Source organism: Bacterioplanes sp. CLAM21 (genome assembly GCF_059641015.1).
In genome coordinates, this window is record NZ_CM184929.1 from 3204728 (window position 1) to 3221075 (window position 16348).

The 16348-nt window shown below is 50.6% G+C and carries 20 protein-coding genes; 10 read left to right on the forward strand and 10 right to left on the reverse strand.

The genetic code is table 11. From position 1 onward, the window contains the following. Positions 1 to 129 precede the first annotated feature (129 nt). The 3 genes from fnr to ttcA all read left to right on the forward strand — a co-directional run bounded on the left by fnr (position 130) and on the right by ttcA (position 2726). A complete protein-coding gene (gene fnr / locus AC55FS_RS14570) occupies positions 130 to 888 on the forward strand; it encodes a fumarate/nitrate reduction transcriptional regulator Fnr (RefSeq protein ID WP_496932986.1) in 759 nt (252 codons plus the stop codon). Between the two features lie 417 nt (positions 889 to 1305). Next, positions 1306 to 1800 (forward strand): hypothetical protein, encoded by a 495-nt coding sequence (locus tag AC55FS_RS14575; protein WP_496932987.1) that lies wholly within the window; start codon positions 1306 to 1308, stop codon positions 1798 to 1800. Positions 1801 to 1874: 74 nt separating this feature from the next. Further along, positions 1875 to 2726, forward strand: a complete 852-nt coding sequence (ttcA, locus tag AC55FS_RS14580; RefSeq protein ID WP_496932988.1) for a tRNA 2-thiocytidine(32) synthetase TtcA — start codon at positions 1875 to 1877, stop codon at positions 2724 to 2726. Here ttcA and AC55FS_RS14585 read toward each other — a convergent pair whose 3' ends face one another. Together AC55FS_RS14585 and greB are read right to left on the reverse strand one after the other, a co-directional pair. Then, complete coding sequence (locus AC55FS_RS14585) at positions 2727 to 3188, reverse strand: hypothetical protein (RefSeq protein ID WP_496932989.1); 462 nt, start codon at positions 3186 to 3188, stop codon at positions 2727 to 2729. Between the two features lie 9 nt (positions 3189 to 3197). Next, on the reverse strand, positions 3198 to 3740 hold the full coding sequence (gene greB, locus AC55FS_RS14590) for a transcription elongation factor GreB (RefSeq protein ID WP_496932990.1): 543 nt from the start codon (positions 3738 to 3740) through the stop codon (positions 3198 to 3200). A 100-nt stretch (positions 3741 to 3840) separates the two neighbouring features. Between greB and AC55FS_RS14595 the strand changes: the two genes are divergently transcribed. The 3 genes from AC55FS_RS14595 to AC55FS_RS14605 are packed head-to-tail and all read left to right on the forward strand — an operon-like array spanning position 3841 to position 5786. Next, on the forward strand, positions 3841 to 4110 hold the full coding sequence (locus AC55FS_RS14595; RefSeq protein WP_496932991.1) for a PGPGW domain-containing protein: 270 nt from the start codon (positions 3841 to 3843) through the stop codon (positions 4108 to 4110). Positions 4111 to 4151: 41 nt separating this feature from the next. Beyond that, entirely contained in the window at positions 4152 to 4739 is a 588-nt protein-coding gene (locus AC55FS_RS14600) for a DNA-J related domain-containing protein (protein ID WP_496932992.1), read from the forward strand. A 3-nt stretch (positions 4740 to 4742) separates the two neighbouring features. Next, on the forward strand, positions 4743 to 5786 hold the full coding sequence (locus AC55FS_RS14605) for a polysaccharide deacetylase family protein (RefSeq protein ID WP_496932993.1): 1044 nt from the start codon (positions 4743 to 4745) through the stop codon (positions 5784 to 5786). Here AC55FS_RS14605 and AC55FS_RS14610 read toward each other — a convergent pair. The 4 genes from AC55FS_RS14610 to AC55FS_RS14625 all read right to left on the reverse strand — a co-directional run bounded on the left by AC55FS_RS14610 (position 5774) and on the right by AC55FS_RS14625 (position 8709). Next, positions 5774 to 6910 (reverse strand): DNA alkylation repair protein, encoded by a 1137-nt coding sequence (locus tag AC55FS_RS14610; RefSeq protein ID WP_496932994.1) that lies wholly within the window; start codon positions 6908 to 6910, stop codon positions 5774 to 5776. The genes AC55FS_RS14605 and AC55FS_RS14610 overlap by 13 nt on opposite strands. Further along, positions 6910 to 7614, reverse strand: coding sequence for a helix-turn-helix transcriptional regulator (locus tag AC55FS_RS14615; RefSeq protein ID WP_496932995.1), 705 nt, complete (start codon positions 7612 to 7614; stop codon positions 6910 to 6912). Before AC55FS_RS14615 ends, AC55FS_RS14610 begins: the two co-directional genes overlap by 1 nt. Next, entirely contained in the window at positions 7581 to 7925 is a 345-nt protein-coding gene (locus AC55FS_RS14620) for a hypothetical protein (protein ID WP_496932996.1), read from the reverse strand. The genes AC55FS_RS14615 and AC55FS_RS14620 overlap by 34 nt, the downstream gene beginning before the upstream one ends. An 88-nt stretch (positions 7926 to 8013) precedes the next feature. Beyond that, on the reverse strand, positions 8014 to 8709 hold the full coding sequence (locus tag AC55FS_RS14625; protein WP_496932997.1) for a M48 family metallopeptidase: 696 nt from the start codon (positions 8707 to 8709) through the stop codon (positions 8014 to 8016). Positions 8710 to 8712: 3 nt separating this feature from the next. Here AC55FS_RS14625 and AC55FS_RS14630 point away from each other — a divergent pair, with 3 nt between their 5' ends. Beyond that, positions 8713 to 8802: a hypothetical protein gene (locus tag AC55FS_RS14630; RefSeq protein ID WP_496932998.1), complete on the forward strand. Its 90-nt coding sequence runs from the start codon at positions 8713 to 8715 to the stop codon at positions 8800 to 8802. Beyond that, on the forward strand, positions 8768 to 9343 hold the full coding sequence (locus tag AC55FS_RS14635; RefSeq protein ID WP_496932999.1) for a YecA/YgfB family protein: 576 nt from the start codon (positions 8768 to 8770) through the stop codon (positions 9341 to 9343). Before AC55FS_RS14630 ends, AC55FS_RS14635 begins: the two co-directional genes overlap by 35 nt. A gap of 51 nt (positions 9344 to 9394) precedes the next feature. On the opposite strand, the gene AC55FS_RS14640 is transcribed toward AC55FS_RS14635, so the two are convergent. After that, a complete protein-coding gene (locus tag AC55FS_RS14640; RefSeq protein WP_496933001.1) occupies positions 9395 to 10474 on the reverse strand; it encodes a DUF4377 domain-containing protein in 1080 nt (359 codons plus the stop codon). Between the two features lie 46 nt (positions 10475 to 10520). Beyond that, the gene (locus AC55FS_RS14645; protein WP_496933002.1) at positions 10521 to 11636 is read right to left on the reverse strand and encodes a 1-acyl-sn-glycerol-3-phosphate acyltransferase; all 1116 of its coding nucleotides are present in this window, start codon (positions 11634 to 11636) and stop codon (positions 10521 to 10523) included. 176 nt (positions 11637 to 11812) lie between these two features. Between AC55FS_RS14645 and AC55FS_RS14650 the strand changes: the two genes are divergently transcribed. Beyond that, the gene (locus AC55FS_RS14650; protein WP_496933003.1) at positions 11813 to 12202 is read left to right on the forward strand and encodes a hypothetical protein; all 390 of its coding nucleotides are present in this window, start codon (positions 11813 to 11815) and stop codon (positions 12200 to 12202) included. A gap of 5 nt (positions 12203 to 12207) precedes the next feature. On the opposite strand, the gene AC55FS_RS14655 is transcribed toward AC55FS_RS14650, so the two are convergent. Together AC55FS_RS14655 and AC55FS_RS14660 are read right to left on the reverse strand one after the other, a co-directional pair. Then, complete coding sequence (locus AC55FS_RS14655; protein WP_496933004.1) at positions 12208 to 13806, reverse strand: response regulator; 1599 nt, start codon at positions 13804 to 13806, stop codon at positions 12208 to 12210. Between the two features lie 43 nt (positions 13807 to 13849). Further along, on the reverse strand, positions 13850 to 14407 hold the full coding sequence (locus tag AC55FS_RS14660) for a helix-turn-helix domain-containing protein (protein ID WP_496933005.1): 558 nt from the start codon (positions 14405 to 14407) through the stop codon (positions 13850 to 13852). Positions 14408 to 14547: 140 nt separating this feature from the next. Here AC55FS_RS14660 and AC55FS_RS14665 point away from each other — a divergent pair, with 140 nt between their 5' ends. Further along, complete coding sequence (locus tag AC55FS_RS14665) at positions 14548 to 16302, forward strand: EAL domain-containing response regulator (protein ID WP_496933006.1); 1755 nt, start codon at positions 14548 to 14550, stop codon at positions 16300 to 16302. Positions 16303 to 16348: the final 46 nt, after the last annotated feature.

The window sequence follows — 16348 nt, forward strand, 5'->3', positions numbered from 1 at the left end:
TTTAGCAGCCATGGGCATGGCAGAAATTATCCATGCCATGACTTGACAGATGCAGTGCTCAGGCCGACCATTGGCAGCATTATCATTAGTCAATCCCATGGGATTGAGCGCTTTTCCGAGGCCTCACCGATGAAACCATCCGCGATCTCCAACACGCCGCTGCGCGGCAGTCAGCCCCATTGTCAAACTTGTTCGTTGAATGCACTGTGCTTGCCGCTGTCACTCAGTGATACCGACATGGAACGCTTGGACGACATTATTCGCCGCGGACGCCCGATTCAAAAAGGGCAGCTGTTGTTTCAACAAGGTGAGCCGTTTCAATCCGTTTTTGCCGTTCGCACCGGCGCATTAAAAACCTACTCGCTGGCCAGCAATGGTGAAGAGCAAATTACCGGTTTCCATCTGGCTTCTGAGCTGATTGGCTTGGCGGGCTACGACAATGGTGAGTACCCACTAACGGCCAAAGCGCTAGAAACCACAACCGTCTGTGAAATTCCACTGACGCAGCTGGAATCGTTGGCCGATGAACTGCCCGACTTACGCCGTCAGCTGATGCGCACCATGGGCACAGAAATTCGCCACGATCAAAACATGATGCTGCTGCTCAGTAAGAAAAATGCTGAAGAGCGTGTTGCGTCATTTTTGCTCGATATCTCTCAGCGCTATGCCCGCCGTGGTTTTTCCGCGACCCACTTCCGTCTGCCCATGTCACGGGTGGATATCAGTAACTATCTAGGCTTGGCGGTGGAAACCATCAGCCGGGTATTTACCCGCTTCCAGAAAAATGGCCTGATCGAAACCCAGGGCAAAGAAGTGATCCTGCAAGATCAGACCACCTTGAACGAACTGGCGGGAATCGACGACAGCGAACCCTGCGAGCACAACTAGGGCCGGTTTAACACTATGGCGATCACGCTGTTATGAACTGAAAAGCCCTCAATCAAGGCGCGAAGACTGATGTTTAACGAGTTAAATGAAGGATGAGCAACACAGATTGAGGGATTTTCAGCCATACCCCGAAGGGCTGGCGTTCGTTTTTCCCTGACTCGCGTTATTCGTTGCTTATTTAACCCGTTAAACCATGCCTCTCATGCCTCAAAAAACTGACTTGCTTTAGCAAAGAGCTAAATAGCGTTAACAGGCCCTAAAGTACTAACCATTGTGTGCACTGTGGCACAAAACCTGCTGTTTCTTGGCTAAGTGTTTCCTGTTTTGACGCATTATTTGCGTCAGTTCGCAGGAAAGACACGCTTACCTGATCTATGTTTGGTGTGCGGCGACATTGTAGTGGCCGGGAGGTAAACAATGGGTATTTGTGCCAACGAGCTGAGACGTTGGGTGATTGAGCCAACGTTAAAGACAATGGATTGTTGGTCTGCACCGCTGGAGCAACTGTTATTAGCAACAGCAGCGCAAGAATCTGATATGGGACAACATATTCACGCGACACATCAACGCGGTCTCGGCATCTATCAAATCAGTAGTCGCACCCATCGTAACGTATGGGATCGCTATCTGGTTCACCATCCGGAACTGGCCAGCACAGTGCGTGGTTTGGCCAGTCAGCATGATTTTCTGCGTCATCCCCATGCTGAGCTAACCACCAACTTGTCGTATGCAACGGCGATAGCTGCGCTGATCTACTTGCGAAATCATAGATTTCAATTGGAAGACAGCCCTTCCCCTACTGCCCTAGCACGGGCTTGGAAGCGCTTTTATCATCGTGGCAGCCAAGTCAGTCTTGACGCCTTTGCCCATCAATATCTATCGGTATTGCAAGCCGGTCAGCACGCCGCTTAATCACGGCGCTGCTGACGACTGCAGCGAACTTAGATAGAATGCGCGCCCTGTTCACTTTCTAATCCAAGTGCTCCATGACTATTGACGCCGCTGAACGCAAAGCCCGCACCGAATTCAACAAACTGCAAAAACGCCTGCGCCGTAACGTTGGCAAAGCCATCGACGATTATTGCATGATCGAAGAAGGCGATAAGGTGATGGTTTGCCTCTCCGGCGGCAAAGATTCGTACACCATGCTGGATATTTTGCTGAGTCTGCAAAAAAGTGCACCGGTGTCGTTTGAACTGGTCGCGGTCAATATGGACCAAAAGCAGCCTGGTTTTCCTGAGCACATTCTGCCCGAGTACTTAGAACAGCTAGGTGTGCCTTATTACATCGTCGAAAAAGACACCTACAGCATCGTTAAAGAAGTGGTGCCAGAGGGCAAAACCACCTGCGGTCTGTGCTCACGCCTACGCCGTGGTACCCTCTATGGCTTTGCAGAAAGCATTGGTGCCAATAAGATCGCCCTTGGCCATCACAGAGACGACATTATCGAAACCCTGTTTTTGAATATGTTCCACGGCGGCAAACTGAAAGCCATGCCTCCTAAGCTGTTAAGCGACGATCAAAAGCATGTGCTGATTCGCCCGTTGGCCTACTGCAAAGAAAAAGACATCGAAGCCTTTGCCCAAGCCAAAGAATTTCCCATCATTCCTTGCAACCTGTGTGGCTCACAAGAGAATTTACAGCGTCAAAACATCAAACAAATGCTGCAGGATTGGGAGCGTCAGCAACCGGGGCGCAGCGAAAATATTTTTGCCGCTGTTTGTAACGTTGCCCCGTCACAACTGGGCGATAGACAACTGTTTGATTTTGAGCAGCTGCAACAAAAGCAGGATAAAACCCACCTGTTTACTCGCTTAGACGTGGTGAATCTGGACTGATCAGCTGCCAGTGCGCAGCTTATGAACCACATCTAACTGATAGTGGCCCGGTTGACTCTGGCTCAGCTGGTAAAACATTTCGTAGCGTCGCTCGCTATGAATGTCTTCTGCTAGCGCATACAACTCACAGCTGCCCGGCTTGTTCGGCTTTGGCAGCTGAGTACGCACCTGAAACTGACTTTCCAATTGGCTGACGGCCACGGTAGATACAGCTTCTGTCGGGCCGCCTGCGATGCCTTTGCGAATCCATTGCAAAAATAACCTGTGCTGCCCTAATTGCTCGGTACGAATAATGCGCACATAGCCCTCTGCCGCTTCGGTTTTCCAAGGGCAAACGCGCTGACTTTCGGCAATCCATACCGGCAACTTATACAGAGCTTTTAGTTGCTCATCTCCAGGCTGCGGCTGCGCCATCGCGTTCACGCTCAATAACATGCTAAGCAATACAGTGCGCAACCTCATAGTCTCTCCCTAATCTTCGACCCAGCGACTCTGGCTTTGTCTGCCAGGGTCCCACTCAGGCATGCTGTAGAGCACGGTTTTGATGTAATACTCCATCCGTCCCTTGGGCAAGGTCAGCTCAACGTCATCACCTTGTTGTTTGCCAAGCAAGCCACGCGCCAATGGAGCATCAACACTGATATAGCCACGAGCCAGATCTAGCTCATCTTCGCCGACAATGCGATAACGCAATAGCTCTCCGTCATCATCTTCTAGCTCAATCCAGGCGCCAAAATACACCTTACTGACGTCACTGGGCTGACGTTCGACCACGCTCACTTGTTCAAGCCGTTTGCGCAAGAAGCGCACTCGGCTATCGATCTGGCGCAAACGTTTTTTACCATAGATGTATTCGGCATTTTCAGAGCGATCTCCAAGCTTGGCAGCATCGGATACTTGCTGCGTCACCCGCGGCCGTTCCACCCGCCAAAGAAAGTCATGTTCATCTTTTAACGCTTGCTCACCTTCCGGTGTGATCAGATGTGCCCGCTTGGGCAGTGGCTTGGTGCTCATAATCGAGTCATGTATTCGCAATCAATTGGGTTGATAATCAAGATTTAACGACTTAGCTCAATAGAGAGCAAGTCTGTCAGCAGCCAGTGGTTAGCCTTTTATGATTCAACGCAGTGTGCGATTGATGCTGGGATTCATTCTGGTGGTCTCCGGCCTGATCATTATGCCCATGCCAATTCCATTTGGATTGATACTCATCATCATAGGCTTATCCGTTTTGATCAGCGTATTGCCACAGCTAAAACATCAGTTACGCAGCTTGCGCCAACGATATCCCAAATGCTCAGATCAGGTACAACGCACGCGGCGCTATCTACCTCAGTTCGCTCGCCCACTGTTGGATGAAACCGACCCCGAGCAAAAGCACTAACAATCACTGACCTACACCATAACAACTGCTATGGTCTGCACATGGACTTTGATCTTCACTCCAGCCTGACAGCGCTGCGACAATGCATTGAGCAACAGCTCGACGATGGCCAAGCCTACAGTGAGCATGAACTAATCCGCCAGCTGCAACAACAAGAGGTACTGGCACCAGGATCACTGCGAGATTCGCTGGGTTTGTTTCGCTGTCATTTTGTCGTGATGCACTGTCTGTATCAGCTGCAACAGCATTGGCGCAGCCAGCAACAGGCCGATTTGCACATCAGCCCACTACAGATCCAAAAACAGCCCTGGCAAGCAGCAGCACACACCAGCCAAGCGCTGCACAGCCACGACCCTCTGGCTGAGTATTACTTAGATTTAAACAATTTACAGACCGAGCGTGCCGACATTGAGCAAATGCTTAATGGCTTTTGGCAACGTTTTGTCGCCGCGCCGCAAGTCCAGGCTGACTTGGCGTTATTAGAACTGCCAGACAATGCCAGCCAGCAACAAGTTCGTTTGCAATACAAGCGTTTAGCGATGCGTTATCATCCCGACCGCGGTGGTGACCCTGTACAATTCAGGGCCATTACTCAGGCTTTTGAACGACTAAAAATCCGGTTTGGATGACCTATGTCCCGAATAAAATCGCTGTGGTTATTAACGGTCTGCTTGCTCCTTAGTTTGCCGGTTCAGGCACAATTGGTGGTGTTGCAATATCATCATGTCAGTGCAGATACACCCCCCGTGACCAGTGTGACGCCAGCGCAATTTGAACAGCACCTGCAACTGATTGAACAGCTACAACTGCCCGTAGTGGATTTAGTCAGCGCTTTGCAACAACTGGACAAGGGCCAAACACTGCCAGAGGGGGCTGTCGCCATCAGCTTTGATGATGCTTATTTATCGATTTATCAGCATGCGCTACCGGCCTTAGAAAAACGCCGCTGGCCCTTTGTGGTATTTGTGAATACCGGTGCCGTCGACCAGCAACATCAAGGAGTAATGAGCTGGCAGCAGCTGCGAGATTTAAAGCGTCGTGGTGCCACCTTGGCAAATCACAGCGTCGATCACCCCTATTTAATTGAACGCCCTAGCAATACCTCTTTAACGCAGTGGCTGGAGCAGCAAATTACCCAGGCGCAGCAGCGCTTAGAGCAAGAAACCGGGGCGACGTCAAAGCTATTTGCTTACCCTTATGGAGAATTTGATGTAGCCATTAGCGATTGGTTGCAGCAGCAAGGGTATAAATCTTTTGGTCAACAATCAGGTCCTATCGGACGTTTTTCTCAGCCACAGCTGCTGCCGCGTTTTCCCGCTTCAGGGATTTATGCAAACCCAGAAACACTGGCCAATAAATTACGCACCTTGCCCGTTACACTTAAGCAAGCTGCATTGCCATCACCGTTATTAACAGACAACCCACCGACCATTCGTTTAGCCATTGATAAAGATGCTGTCGATGCTTCTGAGTTCCAATGCTTCGCCAGCGGCCAAGGTGCCATATCTACCCACAATGATCGTAAGGCGGATCTTTGGCAGGTCGAAGCGACAGCAGCCTCGGCCATTAACCGTGGCCGTTTTCGCTACAATTGCACGGCGCCCAGCCAACAAAAACCAGGCTGGTTTTATTGGCATTCACAGGTGTGGATAAACCCGGCTATTCACCCTAGATAACTCTCATCATTGGCCAATAGTTCAAATCCACTGCTGGCCACACATTCGCCATTAATTAACAAATCTACCTGGTGCCACCCTGGGTAATAACGTCGAGTGGTAATGGCTTTTATCGCATGGGATTTAGAAAACTGCACCTGTTCTCCGGCCGCTGCTGTCAATGTTCGGCCTTTAAAAACCTTGGCACTGACAGAGCCATTAGCACGCTGATGATGCACTGCATAATCGATGATTAATGACTGCTCACTAGCCACCTTAAAACTGGCCTGTAACTGCAGCGACTGGCCTAAGCTGATTTCATCTTGGCTAACAGCAAAGTTTAGTGACTGGACCTTCACAGGGCCATAACCAAACACAGCCAAGGTTGGTTTATGGCCTTGTTTGATCAGCGTTCGACACGCATGGCGCAATAATCGTCGGCGCTGTACATCTGCATCTTTCATCCAATTCATGGCGATATCGGCCACCAGGTCAGGATGGTCTTTGGCAATGTCGTTTAAATGATTGGCCACCGAGCGGCGTACATATTCACTAGGATCGTCTTTCAGCTGCTGCAATAACGGCAAACTTGCACTGGGGTCGCGCACCAATGCCTGCAATCGTATGCCCCATGGCAAACGCGGCCGCGTGCCTTCACTGACTAATCGGCGCACATGCTCGTCGTCATCATTGACCCAGCTGGCCAGTACTGCAAACGTGCGTGTTGGCTGATGCTGAATAAATGGCCGAATGGCAAATTCGCTGCTAAAACGTGAGGTCATTTGCTTTAATAACACCATCGAACGTTCAAAATGCTCATGACCGTAATCGGCAACGTAGTCCGCCAGTGGCATGATCATCCAACCACTCACACCCTCGCTATCGCTTTGTTGCCAACCAAGCTGTGCTTTGCCCGCCAAGCTGTTGGCAATAATATCCGCGCTGTGCACAAAATTGTCGGGCAAATACTGACGTAAGGCCTGCTTAATCGCATCACTGCGCTGCTTAAGTTCTAATTCTGGTAACACCGCAATAATCTGCTTTGTAAAAGCATCTGCGTCAAATTTTGGCCAGGCGCGCTTAAGCTGTGCTGCCAGATAATTAACGGCATTGGAGTTAAACTTTTCTTTAAAGGCTTCGGGCATCAGAAAAACCAAGAAATATTGTATTGCTGCTGCATACTTTCTAAATAATGCGGCAGAGATTTGTGTTCATCTGTGGTGAAGTGCTGTTCCAGACAGGTTAACGATTGCATACGATCAAGACGAAACGAACGGTAGTCTTGGCGCAGCTGACAATAGGCAATTAAGGTCCAATGACGGACAAAACACATGATGCCCAAAGGTTCAATCAGTCTCTCCGACAAACGTCCTTGCTCATCACAATAATGCAATTGCACGCAGCACTGCTGCCGTATTGCCTGGCGCAGCTGGGTCAGTCTGGCACTGTTTTCGGCGCTAAGGTTCAGATTCGGTACCACCAACGCCGAACGCGAAAAAGGATCTTTCTCGGTATCCGGCAAAATAGCCGCCACCTTATGCAATACCTGCTCTGCAGCCATGCGTAGGGCATCATCACCACTGGCACGAATCAAGCTCATACCCAAACGAATGGCCACCAGCTCATCGGTATTAAACATCAGCGGCGCCATCAAAAAGTGTCGATCCAACACATAGCCCACCCCCGCTTCGCCCTCAATCGGAATGCCAGACTGCTGCAGCGCGGCAATATCGCGATACACAGTCCGTTTACTGACTTCCAGCTGCTGGCTGATAAATTCGCCGGTAACGGGCCGTCGCCGGCCCTGGAATAACGTTAATAACTGAAACAGTCGCTCAGCCTTGCGCACAAGGTCACCTCGATTCCTGCTGCCGACGATACGCTGTGTAACTGCTGTTTACGCATCACCACGCTGCCTTCTTCTGTTAGTGCAATAAAGGGCTTGGCGAATGCTTGCTGCATAAACTGCTCACCTGCCGCGTCTGCACTGGCTTGGTCTTTCCATACCACCAGGTCGGTCCAGTGTTCACCATCGCTGGCTACTTCACGACGAACAAAACCTGGCTGGCGTTGGGCAAAGCTTTGGATCTGACGTTGATAATGCAATATATCCTGCAACGCCGCCTGACTTTTAAACTGGACTATTTCTAACACCGCCATCGCTTCTCTCCTTTGATATTTGCTCATTGCCTCAACGGGCCAAAACATAATGCCAAAGGGCTGCTGACAACGCGGTGGCAACAGCCTGCTATAACAATAGCGATTGTTGCTGCTGCAATGCCTTTTCACGCTCACGCCAATCAGGCAGCTGTGCATCCATCAGCCGCTGAAAACCTATGCCGTGATCAAAATGGGCCAGATGACATAACTCATGCACTACCACCAGCTCAATCAGCTCTGGCGGGCATTGCATCAAGGCCAAGTTAAGATTGATATAACCCCGCTTGGATAAACTGCCCCAGCGAGTTCGCATCTTTTTAACTCGCAATACTGGCTTTTCACCATAGTGGCTAAAGTTAGGCCACCACTGTTCAATCAAGCGCTGATATTCCCATTTAGCCTGCTGCCGATACCAGCCATCCATCGCTTTGGCGACATCGCCCGCCTGCCAGCTAGCAGGCACCCAAATTCGATCATGGCCCATCAGAAATTCATCGGCTGAGCTCACTACCACAGGCATCAGTCGCCCCAGCACCGGAATCTCCTGTTGCCAGCGATCCAGCTGCATCACTTGTTGCTGGCGTCGCTGCTCCAACCAAGGCTGATGCTGCTGTAAAAAGGCCAACACCTCCCGCCGACTGGCTCGCAGTGGAATGCGCAAATCGATGTCGCCAGTTTCTGTCACACTCAGGCGCATGCTTTTGCGTTGTGAGGCCTGCACCTGTACGGCAACGGTTTCGTGTTGTAACTGTATCGACAGAGTTTGTTGATAGCGACGGGCCATTTTATGACGGTCTTCCCAGTGGCTGTGTTAGCATTGGCGGCAATTGCAGGAGTATTGTATGACCGACTTAAACAGCATCCCAGCTTTGTCTGAAGAGCAGCTGGAAACCTTAGGCCTGTTGCTGGAGCAAGAAGCCGAACGCCAAGATAGCTTTGACTTTTTTGCCATGCACGGCTTGCTGACCGCCTTTGCCGTCAGCCCTGAACCTTTGTCTATTGACGAGGTCTGGAGCAGTGCCTTTGACCAAGCCCTCAGCCTTGATCAGCAAGAGCAGGAGACGTTAAAAGGTCTGCTCAAACTGATGGCCGCCGAGATTCAGGCCTGGCTCGATTCAGGCCTGGACTTTCCAGTTCCGGCTGAGCTGACCTTGCTCGATGAAGAGGACGAACCACCTCTGGAAAGCTGGGCCATGGGCTTTATGACAGCAGTATTGCTACAAGAGCACAGCTGGTATGCCCAGCATGAAGATGCTGTTGCTCAGGGGCTGTTCCCTATTATGTACGCTTCGGGTTTATTTATGGATGAGCCGGAGATGGCAGATATCGACGAAGATGTTGAGCTGTCAGATCGCATGTGCGGCAACATTCCTGCTGCCGTGATCGAATTGTATTTGCTGCTGCATAGCGGGCAATAATGACAACCGCGTTCGGCCGCTATCGCGGCGGCTTAACGCGGCTGATCGCCGTCAAAAATCCCAATCTACTTTTTCGTCACACTGGCGCAACAAGTTCAGTGTTTCGGCATGACACGCCAGGTCATCCAACACCAACTGCTCATTGTTAATATGCGCTTTCAGCAATAGCCAGTCATCATCATCAATGTAATCGTCCAGTTGATTACAGTCGTTGCCACAATTCAGTTTGATGGTATTGCCATCGTACAGTGATACCAAACCACCGCTGCTTTCTTTCAGTAGCCGACCCTGTAGCACTAAGTGAAAGTCATTGGCAGAGCCCGTACGATCACGCGGAGCGGCATCGTTTTGTTTTAGTTTAGCTGCGGTTATGACATCTGCTGATGAGCGGGTAATTTCCACTTCAATTTCATATTCTTTGCCCCAACTGTGCTCAAAACCCTCAATTTCGACCGGCAATAGCTCCCAATCATCTGAGCTGTTCAGACGATATAACAAGCACAGCTCACCATCGGCATTGCCACAGTCGCTTTTAAAATGAGCAATTTCCCAGTCGGCTTCGGATTTTCCACCACATTGCTCATCGTAATTGTCATCACCTGAGCTGCATTTAATGGTATTTAAGGTGAGTACGTTGTCGGCGGCTTTAAACTCAAGGTTGGTCTGATGACTATTGTTGATAATGCCGGTTAATGCACTGCAGTCGCTGGTGCAATCAAATGCTTTATCGTCCAGATACCATTGCACCCCGGATTGAGAAATAATTCCTGTGCTAGTATCAACCTTTAACGCAAATGCGCTGTCTGCGCTATTTACTGCCTCTTTTTCCACCACACTTAGAAAACGGTAACGTTTTGCATCGCCACTACTGTCGAACGAAGTTTCTACTTTTAACTGATAGCGATAACCCCATTCATAGCTATCAAAATCGATCAGTTCTGGCGCATCATCTCGCCAATCATTTTTTTCCAGCTCCCGGCTTCGAAAGCACAAACGTGATTCGTCTTCATCACAAATACTTTTATAAAAGTCGACATACAATGTTTCTTCTTTGTCGCTCCATTGACGCCCTAGCTGACATCCTTGCAGTATTAACGCCAACAGCGCCAATACGCCCAGTTTTGACCACACAGTGGCATCCTCCCAATGATTTTTGCCGCGCACTATACCCGGCGATTTACACGTTCAGCAATGGTGCTGCGTAGCTTTGCCATACCCGCCGCTGCACAGCCTCGGGCTCTTGCTCCACCCGAGCCAATAACATCTGACCTTCGGTACTGGCCGGCGTTCCTGGATTTCTATCGAGCAGTGCCGCTGCCGCTTTTTGCACCTCTGTCACTGGCATCATATCGAGCATCTGGCGATCAATGGCTTCGGCCATATAATCCGCGGAGGCCATGTCCTGACTGGTTAAAGGCTGACCAAAGGTCACGCACACGCGGCCTTTAAAACCGGTTAAACCACGAATAATACTATCGATGTCTTCTTGATCGCTTTTCTGATATTCGCCGTGCTCAGACAAGGCCACCAGCTCACGCGCCTTTAATACATCACACGGGTCCCATTCGTAATGAATGCACACAGGCACAGGGTTCAGTGCCGCTACGGCATCAGTAAACGGCAGTTTATCGGCACGCCCGTATAACGACAGCATCTTTAACACAGCGGTATCGGTGATATCGCGGTTATCCTTCGCCCGCCCCTCACGCTGGGCAATCCATATGCTGTGGCCTTGCTGCTGTGACTCGGCAATAAATTGCGACAAGCGTGTTAGCTCTTGCAACTTTTCACGTCGTCCACTGATGCTGCGTTTAACAACAAAGCTTTTATTCAAGCGCATCACATCGGCGATCTCTTGATCAGCCAGCAGGTTGTCGCCAATGGCGATCCGACTGGTTGGCCAACCCGCACGGTGCAAACAAAAATTCACGACTGTCGGATCCATCGCAATGTCACGATGGTTAGATATCCAGCAATAAGGGCGACCAGGCTGCAATTGCTCCAGACCACGAACCTCAACCTCTTGGGTGGTGGTTAACAGCAAACGTTCAATTTGTGGCTCCAACCACTGCTGAAACTGCGAAATCGTGTTAATAGACTGCATTTGCTGCTGCAAACGCCTACGCACCAGAGGCCTCCATAAGAACAAAGGCCAAGCATTGCTGGCGCGCAAATGGTAGTTAACAACCGCATCGGTCAGTCGTGGTGAACGCATTAAACGCCTTAATACGTCGCTGACTTCCTCATCGTGATAGGGGCGGATGTCAGCAAAAGGGTCGTTCAAATCAGGCATTGATCGGCAGTTCTCCATTCGATTACAGCCACAGATGAGTATCTTGCTGCGATGATAGCATTTGCCTTCACCTATGATGGCGAGGGAATGCACATTTGCCACAGAGTTCAGTGTATTTCGTCAATGGTGTGGCATGCCTTACAATGCCTGCCCAAGGTCATTACTTAGGAGCTGCCATGATCGAGCAGTGGCAACCAGGCAACAGCGTTTCTATTGATACACAACTGCTTAAGAAACTAGCTAGTGAGCCCCATGCGTCGGGTGAGCTGAAGCAAGATCTGCTCACAGCGACAGAGTACAGTCAGCTCAAACAGTGGATCCAAGTGCCAGAAGCACAGTGGCAGACGGCCCTGGCCGAGCTAAGCGACCCTCAGCTAATGGCCATTGCGTACTGGTATGTACGTGCTGAAGAGGAGCTGAGTGGCTGGGAATCCGGTGCGAAAAATCCTGCTATCTGGGTGTTTCGTCGGTTGAAGCAACTGCAGCGCCGGCCCGACAAAGAGACGATTCGAGCGATTAAGGCGCTCACCCGCAATCGCTACATTCCTAATGGTAAGGTGCTTTAACAGGGTTACGATGCCTTGGCAGCACAGCGAATAAAAGCCGGTAATTGTTTGCGTAACTCCTGTAGACGTACCGGCTTGGATAAATAGCCATCCATGCCAGCCTCTTCACAAGCACGCCTTTGTTCACCCATCACATCCGCCGACAACGCCACTATAGGTGTGTGGCCATCCTGTTCTAACGCACGTATACGACGTGTTGCTTCAATGCCATCCATCACCGGCATATGGCAGTCCATCAATACCAAATCCACCGGCTGCTGCTGCCAGTAATTCACCGCCTCTTCGCCATTGGCAGCCAGTACTACATGACAACCCAGTCGCTCCAGCATTTGAATGGCGACCTTTTGATTGACTAAGTTGTCCTCCGCTAACAGCACTCTTAACCCCTCTAACTCACTGTCGCTGGCCTGTGTACTAGCATCCTTTTCAATTTTATTTACCGGCACCTCTTGCGCAGGTAGCAGGGTTAACTCCAGCCAGAAGCAAGCGCCTTCGCCCGGCATGCTAATCACACCCACACGTCCACCCATCAAGGTCGCCAATCGCTTACAGATATGCAGGCCTAAGCCGGTGCCGGACGTTAAATTAGCCAACTGCTGGCCCTGAGAGTATTCTTCAAACAGCTGCATCGCTTGGGTGGCATCAATGCCATCCCCCGTATCTTTTACGCTGAATACCAGGGTATTACTGTTTTCGGCAATCGGTTTAAGCTCTATTTCAATACTGCCATCACGGGTGAACTTGATGGCATTGGTCAAAAAATTCATGATGATTTGACGAATTCGAACGGCATCTCCGGTTAACCGCTGCGCGATGCTAGGGGCAACCGACATGCTCATGGTCACCGAACCAGATCCGTACCCTTGAAGCGACGTCATCAGTTCCTGCAGCATTTCACGCGGGTCAAAGGGGTGCTGGCTAATGGGCAGCTTACCGGCTTCAATTTTTGATAAATCTAGAATGTCGTTAATGATGGTTAACAAATGCTCAGCGCTGTGTTGCAAGGTCACTAGCAACTGCTGTTGCTCAGAATCGAGCGACGTTTGCTCTAATAACGAGACGGTGCCCAATAACCCGGTCATGGGGGTACGTATTTCATGACTCATGGATGCTAAGAAACGACTTCTGGCTTCCGACTGCTGCTGCAAGGCTTGATACCGCTGTTTTGCTGACGCTTGCAAAGCAAGTCGCGCACTGACTTCTTCAACCTGCATTAGCCAATAGGGTGATGCCTCAATCGGCGTCAACGTACAACGCCAACGCTGTCCTTTGCCCGTCGCGTCGCAAATCCAGAAAACACAATATTTTTTCGCCTTCATTTCCGCCAGCCAACGCGCTAGGCAAGAGGGCTCAAACGGTGCCCCCAAAAACAGTGAAATCTGCGACCAGCTTTCAGGACAGGGCTTATTTTGCCCAACGGTACGCCCGTGGTGATCTAACAACAAAGACCAGCCCGGACTGAATTCTACTTGTGGGAGTAGTTGAGCAATCTGTTGCTCATGTCGAAGCAAAGCGCGTTGCTGCTGATAAACGCAATACAACATTAACACCACCAGGCCGGCAACGATCAGGGCTATGGCGGCGAGTAGTACTACCAACGTCATTGCAGCCATCCGTGACCTCACTCGCCAAACGCTTCAGCGCCTATTATTGGCGCTCGCCGCTGGCCTCACCTGTCAGTAACGCAGATAACGTACTGGACTGTCTTGGCCAAGCAATATGTGCCCAGGCAGGGTTATCAGATAAACCCTCATTGCTTTGGCCTTTATCAACGAATACCAATAAGGTTTCACGCCCATCTTGATCACGCAGCAAGCGTTCTACTGAATGCTGAGCGTCCGCTCGACTAACAGCTACCGCCGCGGGCTGGCGATCGCTGATCAAGAAACCAAACTGGATTTCATCGCTGGTCATCAGTACTTCCCAGCCACTGCGTCGCACTAAAGAGGCGATTTCAGCGCATACAGGACTGTCATCCGATAGCATCACCAGCGTTTTACCGCCCAGCAACAACTCATCGGGTACCGGCATGTGATTGTCTTTAAGGAACTCAACGAAACCACTGACCGGTATGCGATTGTCGCCACGACCTGGCAATTTATATGCCTGCAAATGGCCGCGTTCAATCCAGCGGATCACGGTACGAAAGTTCACCCCACAGAATTTGGCGACTTCGCCTGTTGTCAGAGCTTGTTTTTCCCTCACTGCATCCACTCAATAGTTGTTGCCTTCGCTTCAGTATAGATAGCATTGGCAGAATGCAAGGGAATTGTTCCCCTGCCGTATGAGCAGCAGTAGAAGCGGCTCAATGCTACAGTGACAGCAGTCATTAAGGGAGATGGACCATGGCGTATCAGTTGCTGATCGTGGATGACGAATCGGGCATTTTGCAGGCTTTGCGTCGCATGCTGCGCTCAGAACCCTGGCAAATACTGGAAGCCCACAGCGGTCAGCAAGCGTGTGAATTATTGCTGCAACAGCCGGTCGACATGCTCATTACAGATTTCAATATGCCGGGCATGAGCGGTATCGAGGTTTGTCAGTTTGCCCGCCAGCACTCACCAACCACCTACCGATTGCTGTTATCAGGCCAGGTCGATTACAACTCTCTACGCGCAGCTTGGCGCAGTGGTGATATCCATAGATTTGTTGCCAAGCCCTGGGACAATCTGCTGCTGACCATGGATATTCGCGAGGGGCTGCGACAGCACGATTTGCTGCAACAGACCGAAGCCATTCAGCAAGCTATCAACGCTTCACAACCTTTATTGCTCACCGACGCCAACTGGATTATTCGCCTCGCCAATGAGGCCATGTGCGAGTTGCTGCAATTACCACAAGACAGGCTGCAAGGTACCAACTTGTTTGCACCAACTCTATGCGATGCTCCCGTCACCCTAGAAACCGAAATCACTCGCCAAACCGAAGCACAGCAAGTGTGGCTGGGACTGTTTTCCTTTATTAACCACATTCAGCAAGCCATTCCCAGTTGGATGACCATCAGTACTTTAGGCCCATTTCGTTTATGCATTGCCCAGCGCATGTCGGAACATATGCCGATGCCAGCTCCGCCAGTGAGTGACCCTGGAACAACACTGGAACTAGAGCAACCCCAAGCTGCTCCATCATTGCTCTTGATTGACTTTGATGCCGATCAAATTCGCGAACAACAGCTAGCGCAACATTGTTTTGACCGGGTTCAGCAAAGCATTGGTGATCTATATGAACTGTACGCCCCAGAGGAACATTTATTGCGCATATTGATTCCAGCCGACGTCAGCCAAGGAGAAATTGAACAACTGCAGGAGGACCTCAGCGCTGATTTACGCAATCCTCTGCCAATTGATGACAAGTCGGTTCGCTTACGGCGCTTAATGCGCATCGAACAATGCCCAGCCGAACAGCATGATTGGCGCATATGGCTGCGCGAACGGCTCGGCATCCAATCATCTCCGTCAACTTCAGATGCACCGTCTGCGCCTTCACAGTTGCAAGGCCAGCAAGTGATTCCGGTATTTAACCAACAAGGCGAATTAGTAGCATTGCAAGCGCCAAGACGCGTAGAACACTGGCAGCCTTGGCTGGAAACGGTGGCAGAGTTATGCCAGCAATTGTTTGCTAAGCCGATTCCAGTACTGATTAACTTGGCCGAGAAACCTGGCATGTCGGCTGAGCAAGCACCGTGTTTTGCTAAGAAGAACCTCAACTGCTATGCCATTGTCAACGAAGAGCAGTTGCTCAGTGATGAGCCGCAGCATGTGCAACTGCGACAACTGCTGATTTCTCAAAAATGTCAGCTACTGGTGGCTGACTTCGGCCGCCACTTCTTAAATTCGCGCCAATTGTTATCACTGCCAGTCAGTGGCTTATGTCTGGCCCCTGAGTACTTGGCCCATATGCGCACCCACAAATCCATGAGTCAAAGCAGGCGCTTATTACAACGACTGCAAGAAAACGACTTGTTGTTATATGCACCCGGTATTGATGAGCCCGAAGCCCTTGCTGCAGCACACCACCACCACGCCGACTGGCTCAGCGGCCAGCTGTTATCGCAAGAGGTGGATGTCGGCCAACTGCAATGGTTTGCAAACGGGGATTAACATCCGCATTCAGGCAGGTATGATGGGCGCATTCTGTTTGGAGTTT

Coding starts and splice junctions, on each gene's coding strand:
- AC55FS_RS14665 (WP_496933006.1), top strand. CDS start 14,548: ATGGCGTATCAGTTGCTGATCGTGGATGACGAATCGGGCATTTTGCAG.
- AC55FS_RS14610 (WP_496932994.1), bottom strand. CDS start 6,910: ATGCCCGAAGCCTTTAAAGAAAAGTTTAACTCCAATGCCGTTAATTAT.
- AC55FS_RS14575 (WP_496932987.1), top strand. CDS start 1,306: ATGGGTATTTGTGCCAACGAGCTGAGACGTTGGGTGATTGAGCCAACG.
- greB (WP_496932990.1), bottom strand. CDS start 3,740: ATGAGCACCAAGCCACTGCCCAAGCGGGCACATCTGATCACACCGGAA.
- AC55FS_RS14630 (WP_496932998.1), top strand. CDS start 8,713: ATGACGGTCTTCCCAGTGGCTGTGTTAGCATTGGCGGCAATTGCAGGA.
- AC55FS_RS14600 (WP_496932992.1), top strand. CDS start 4,152: ATGGACTTTGATCTTCACTCCAGCCTGACAGCGCTGCGACAATGCATT.
- AC55FS_RS14625 (WP_496932997.1), bottom strand. CDS start 8,709: ATGGCCCGTCGCTATCAACAAACTCTGTCGATACAGTTACAACACGAA.
- ttcA (WP_496932988.1), top strand. CDS start 1,875: ATGACTATTGACGCCGCTGAACGCAAAGCCCGCACCGAATTCAACAAA.
- AC55FS_RS14595 (WP_496932991.1), top strand. CDS start 3,841: ATGATTCAACGCAGTGTGCGATTGATGCTGGGATTCATTCTGGTGGTC.
- AC55FS_RS14655 (WP_496933004.1), bottom strand. CDS start 13,806: ATGACGTTGGTAGTACTACTCGCCGCCATAGCCCTGATCGTTGCCGGC.
- AC55FS_RS14635 (WP_496932999.1), top strand. CDS start 8,768: ATGACCGACTTAAACAGCATCCCAGCTTTGTCTGAAGAGCAGCTGGAA.
- AC55FS_RS14650 (WP_496933003.1), top strand. CDS start 11,813: ATGATCGAGCAGTGGCAACCAGGCAACAGCGTTTCTATTGATACACAA.
- AC55FS_RS14585 (WP_496932989.1), bottom strand. CDS start 3,188: ATGAGGTTGCGCACTGTATTGCTTAGCATGTTATTGAGCGTGAACGCG.
- AC55FS_RS14605 (WP_496932993.1), top strand. CDS start 4,743: ATGTCCCGAATAAAATCGCTGTGGTTATTAACGGTCTGCTTGCTCCTT.
- AC55FS_RS14620 (WP_496932996.1), bottom strand. CDS start 7,925: ATGGCGGTGTTAGAAATAGTCCAGTTTAAAAGTCAGGCGGCGTTGCAG.
- AC55FS_RS14645 (WP_496933002.1), bottom strand. CDS start 11,636: ATGCCTGATTTGAACGACCCTTTTGCTGACATCCGCCCCTATCACGAT.
- fnr (WP_496932986.1), top strand. CDS start 130: ATGAAACCATCCGCGATCTCCAACACGCCGCTGCGCGGCAGTCAGCCC.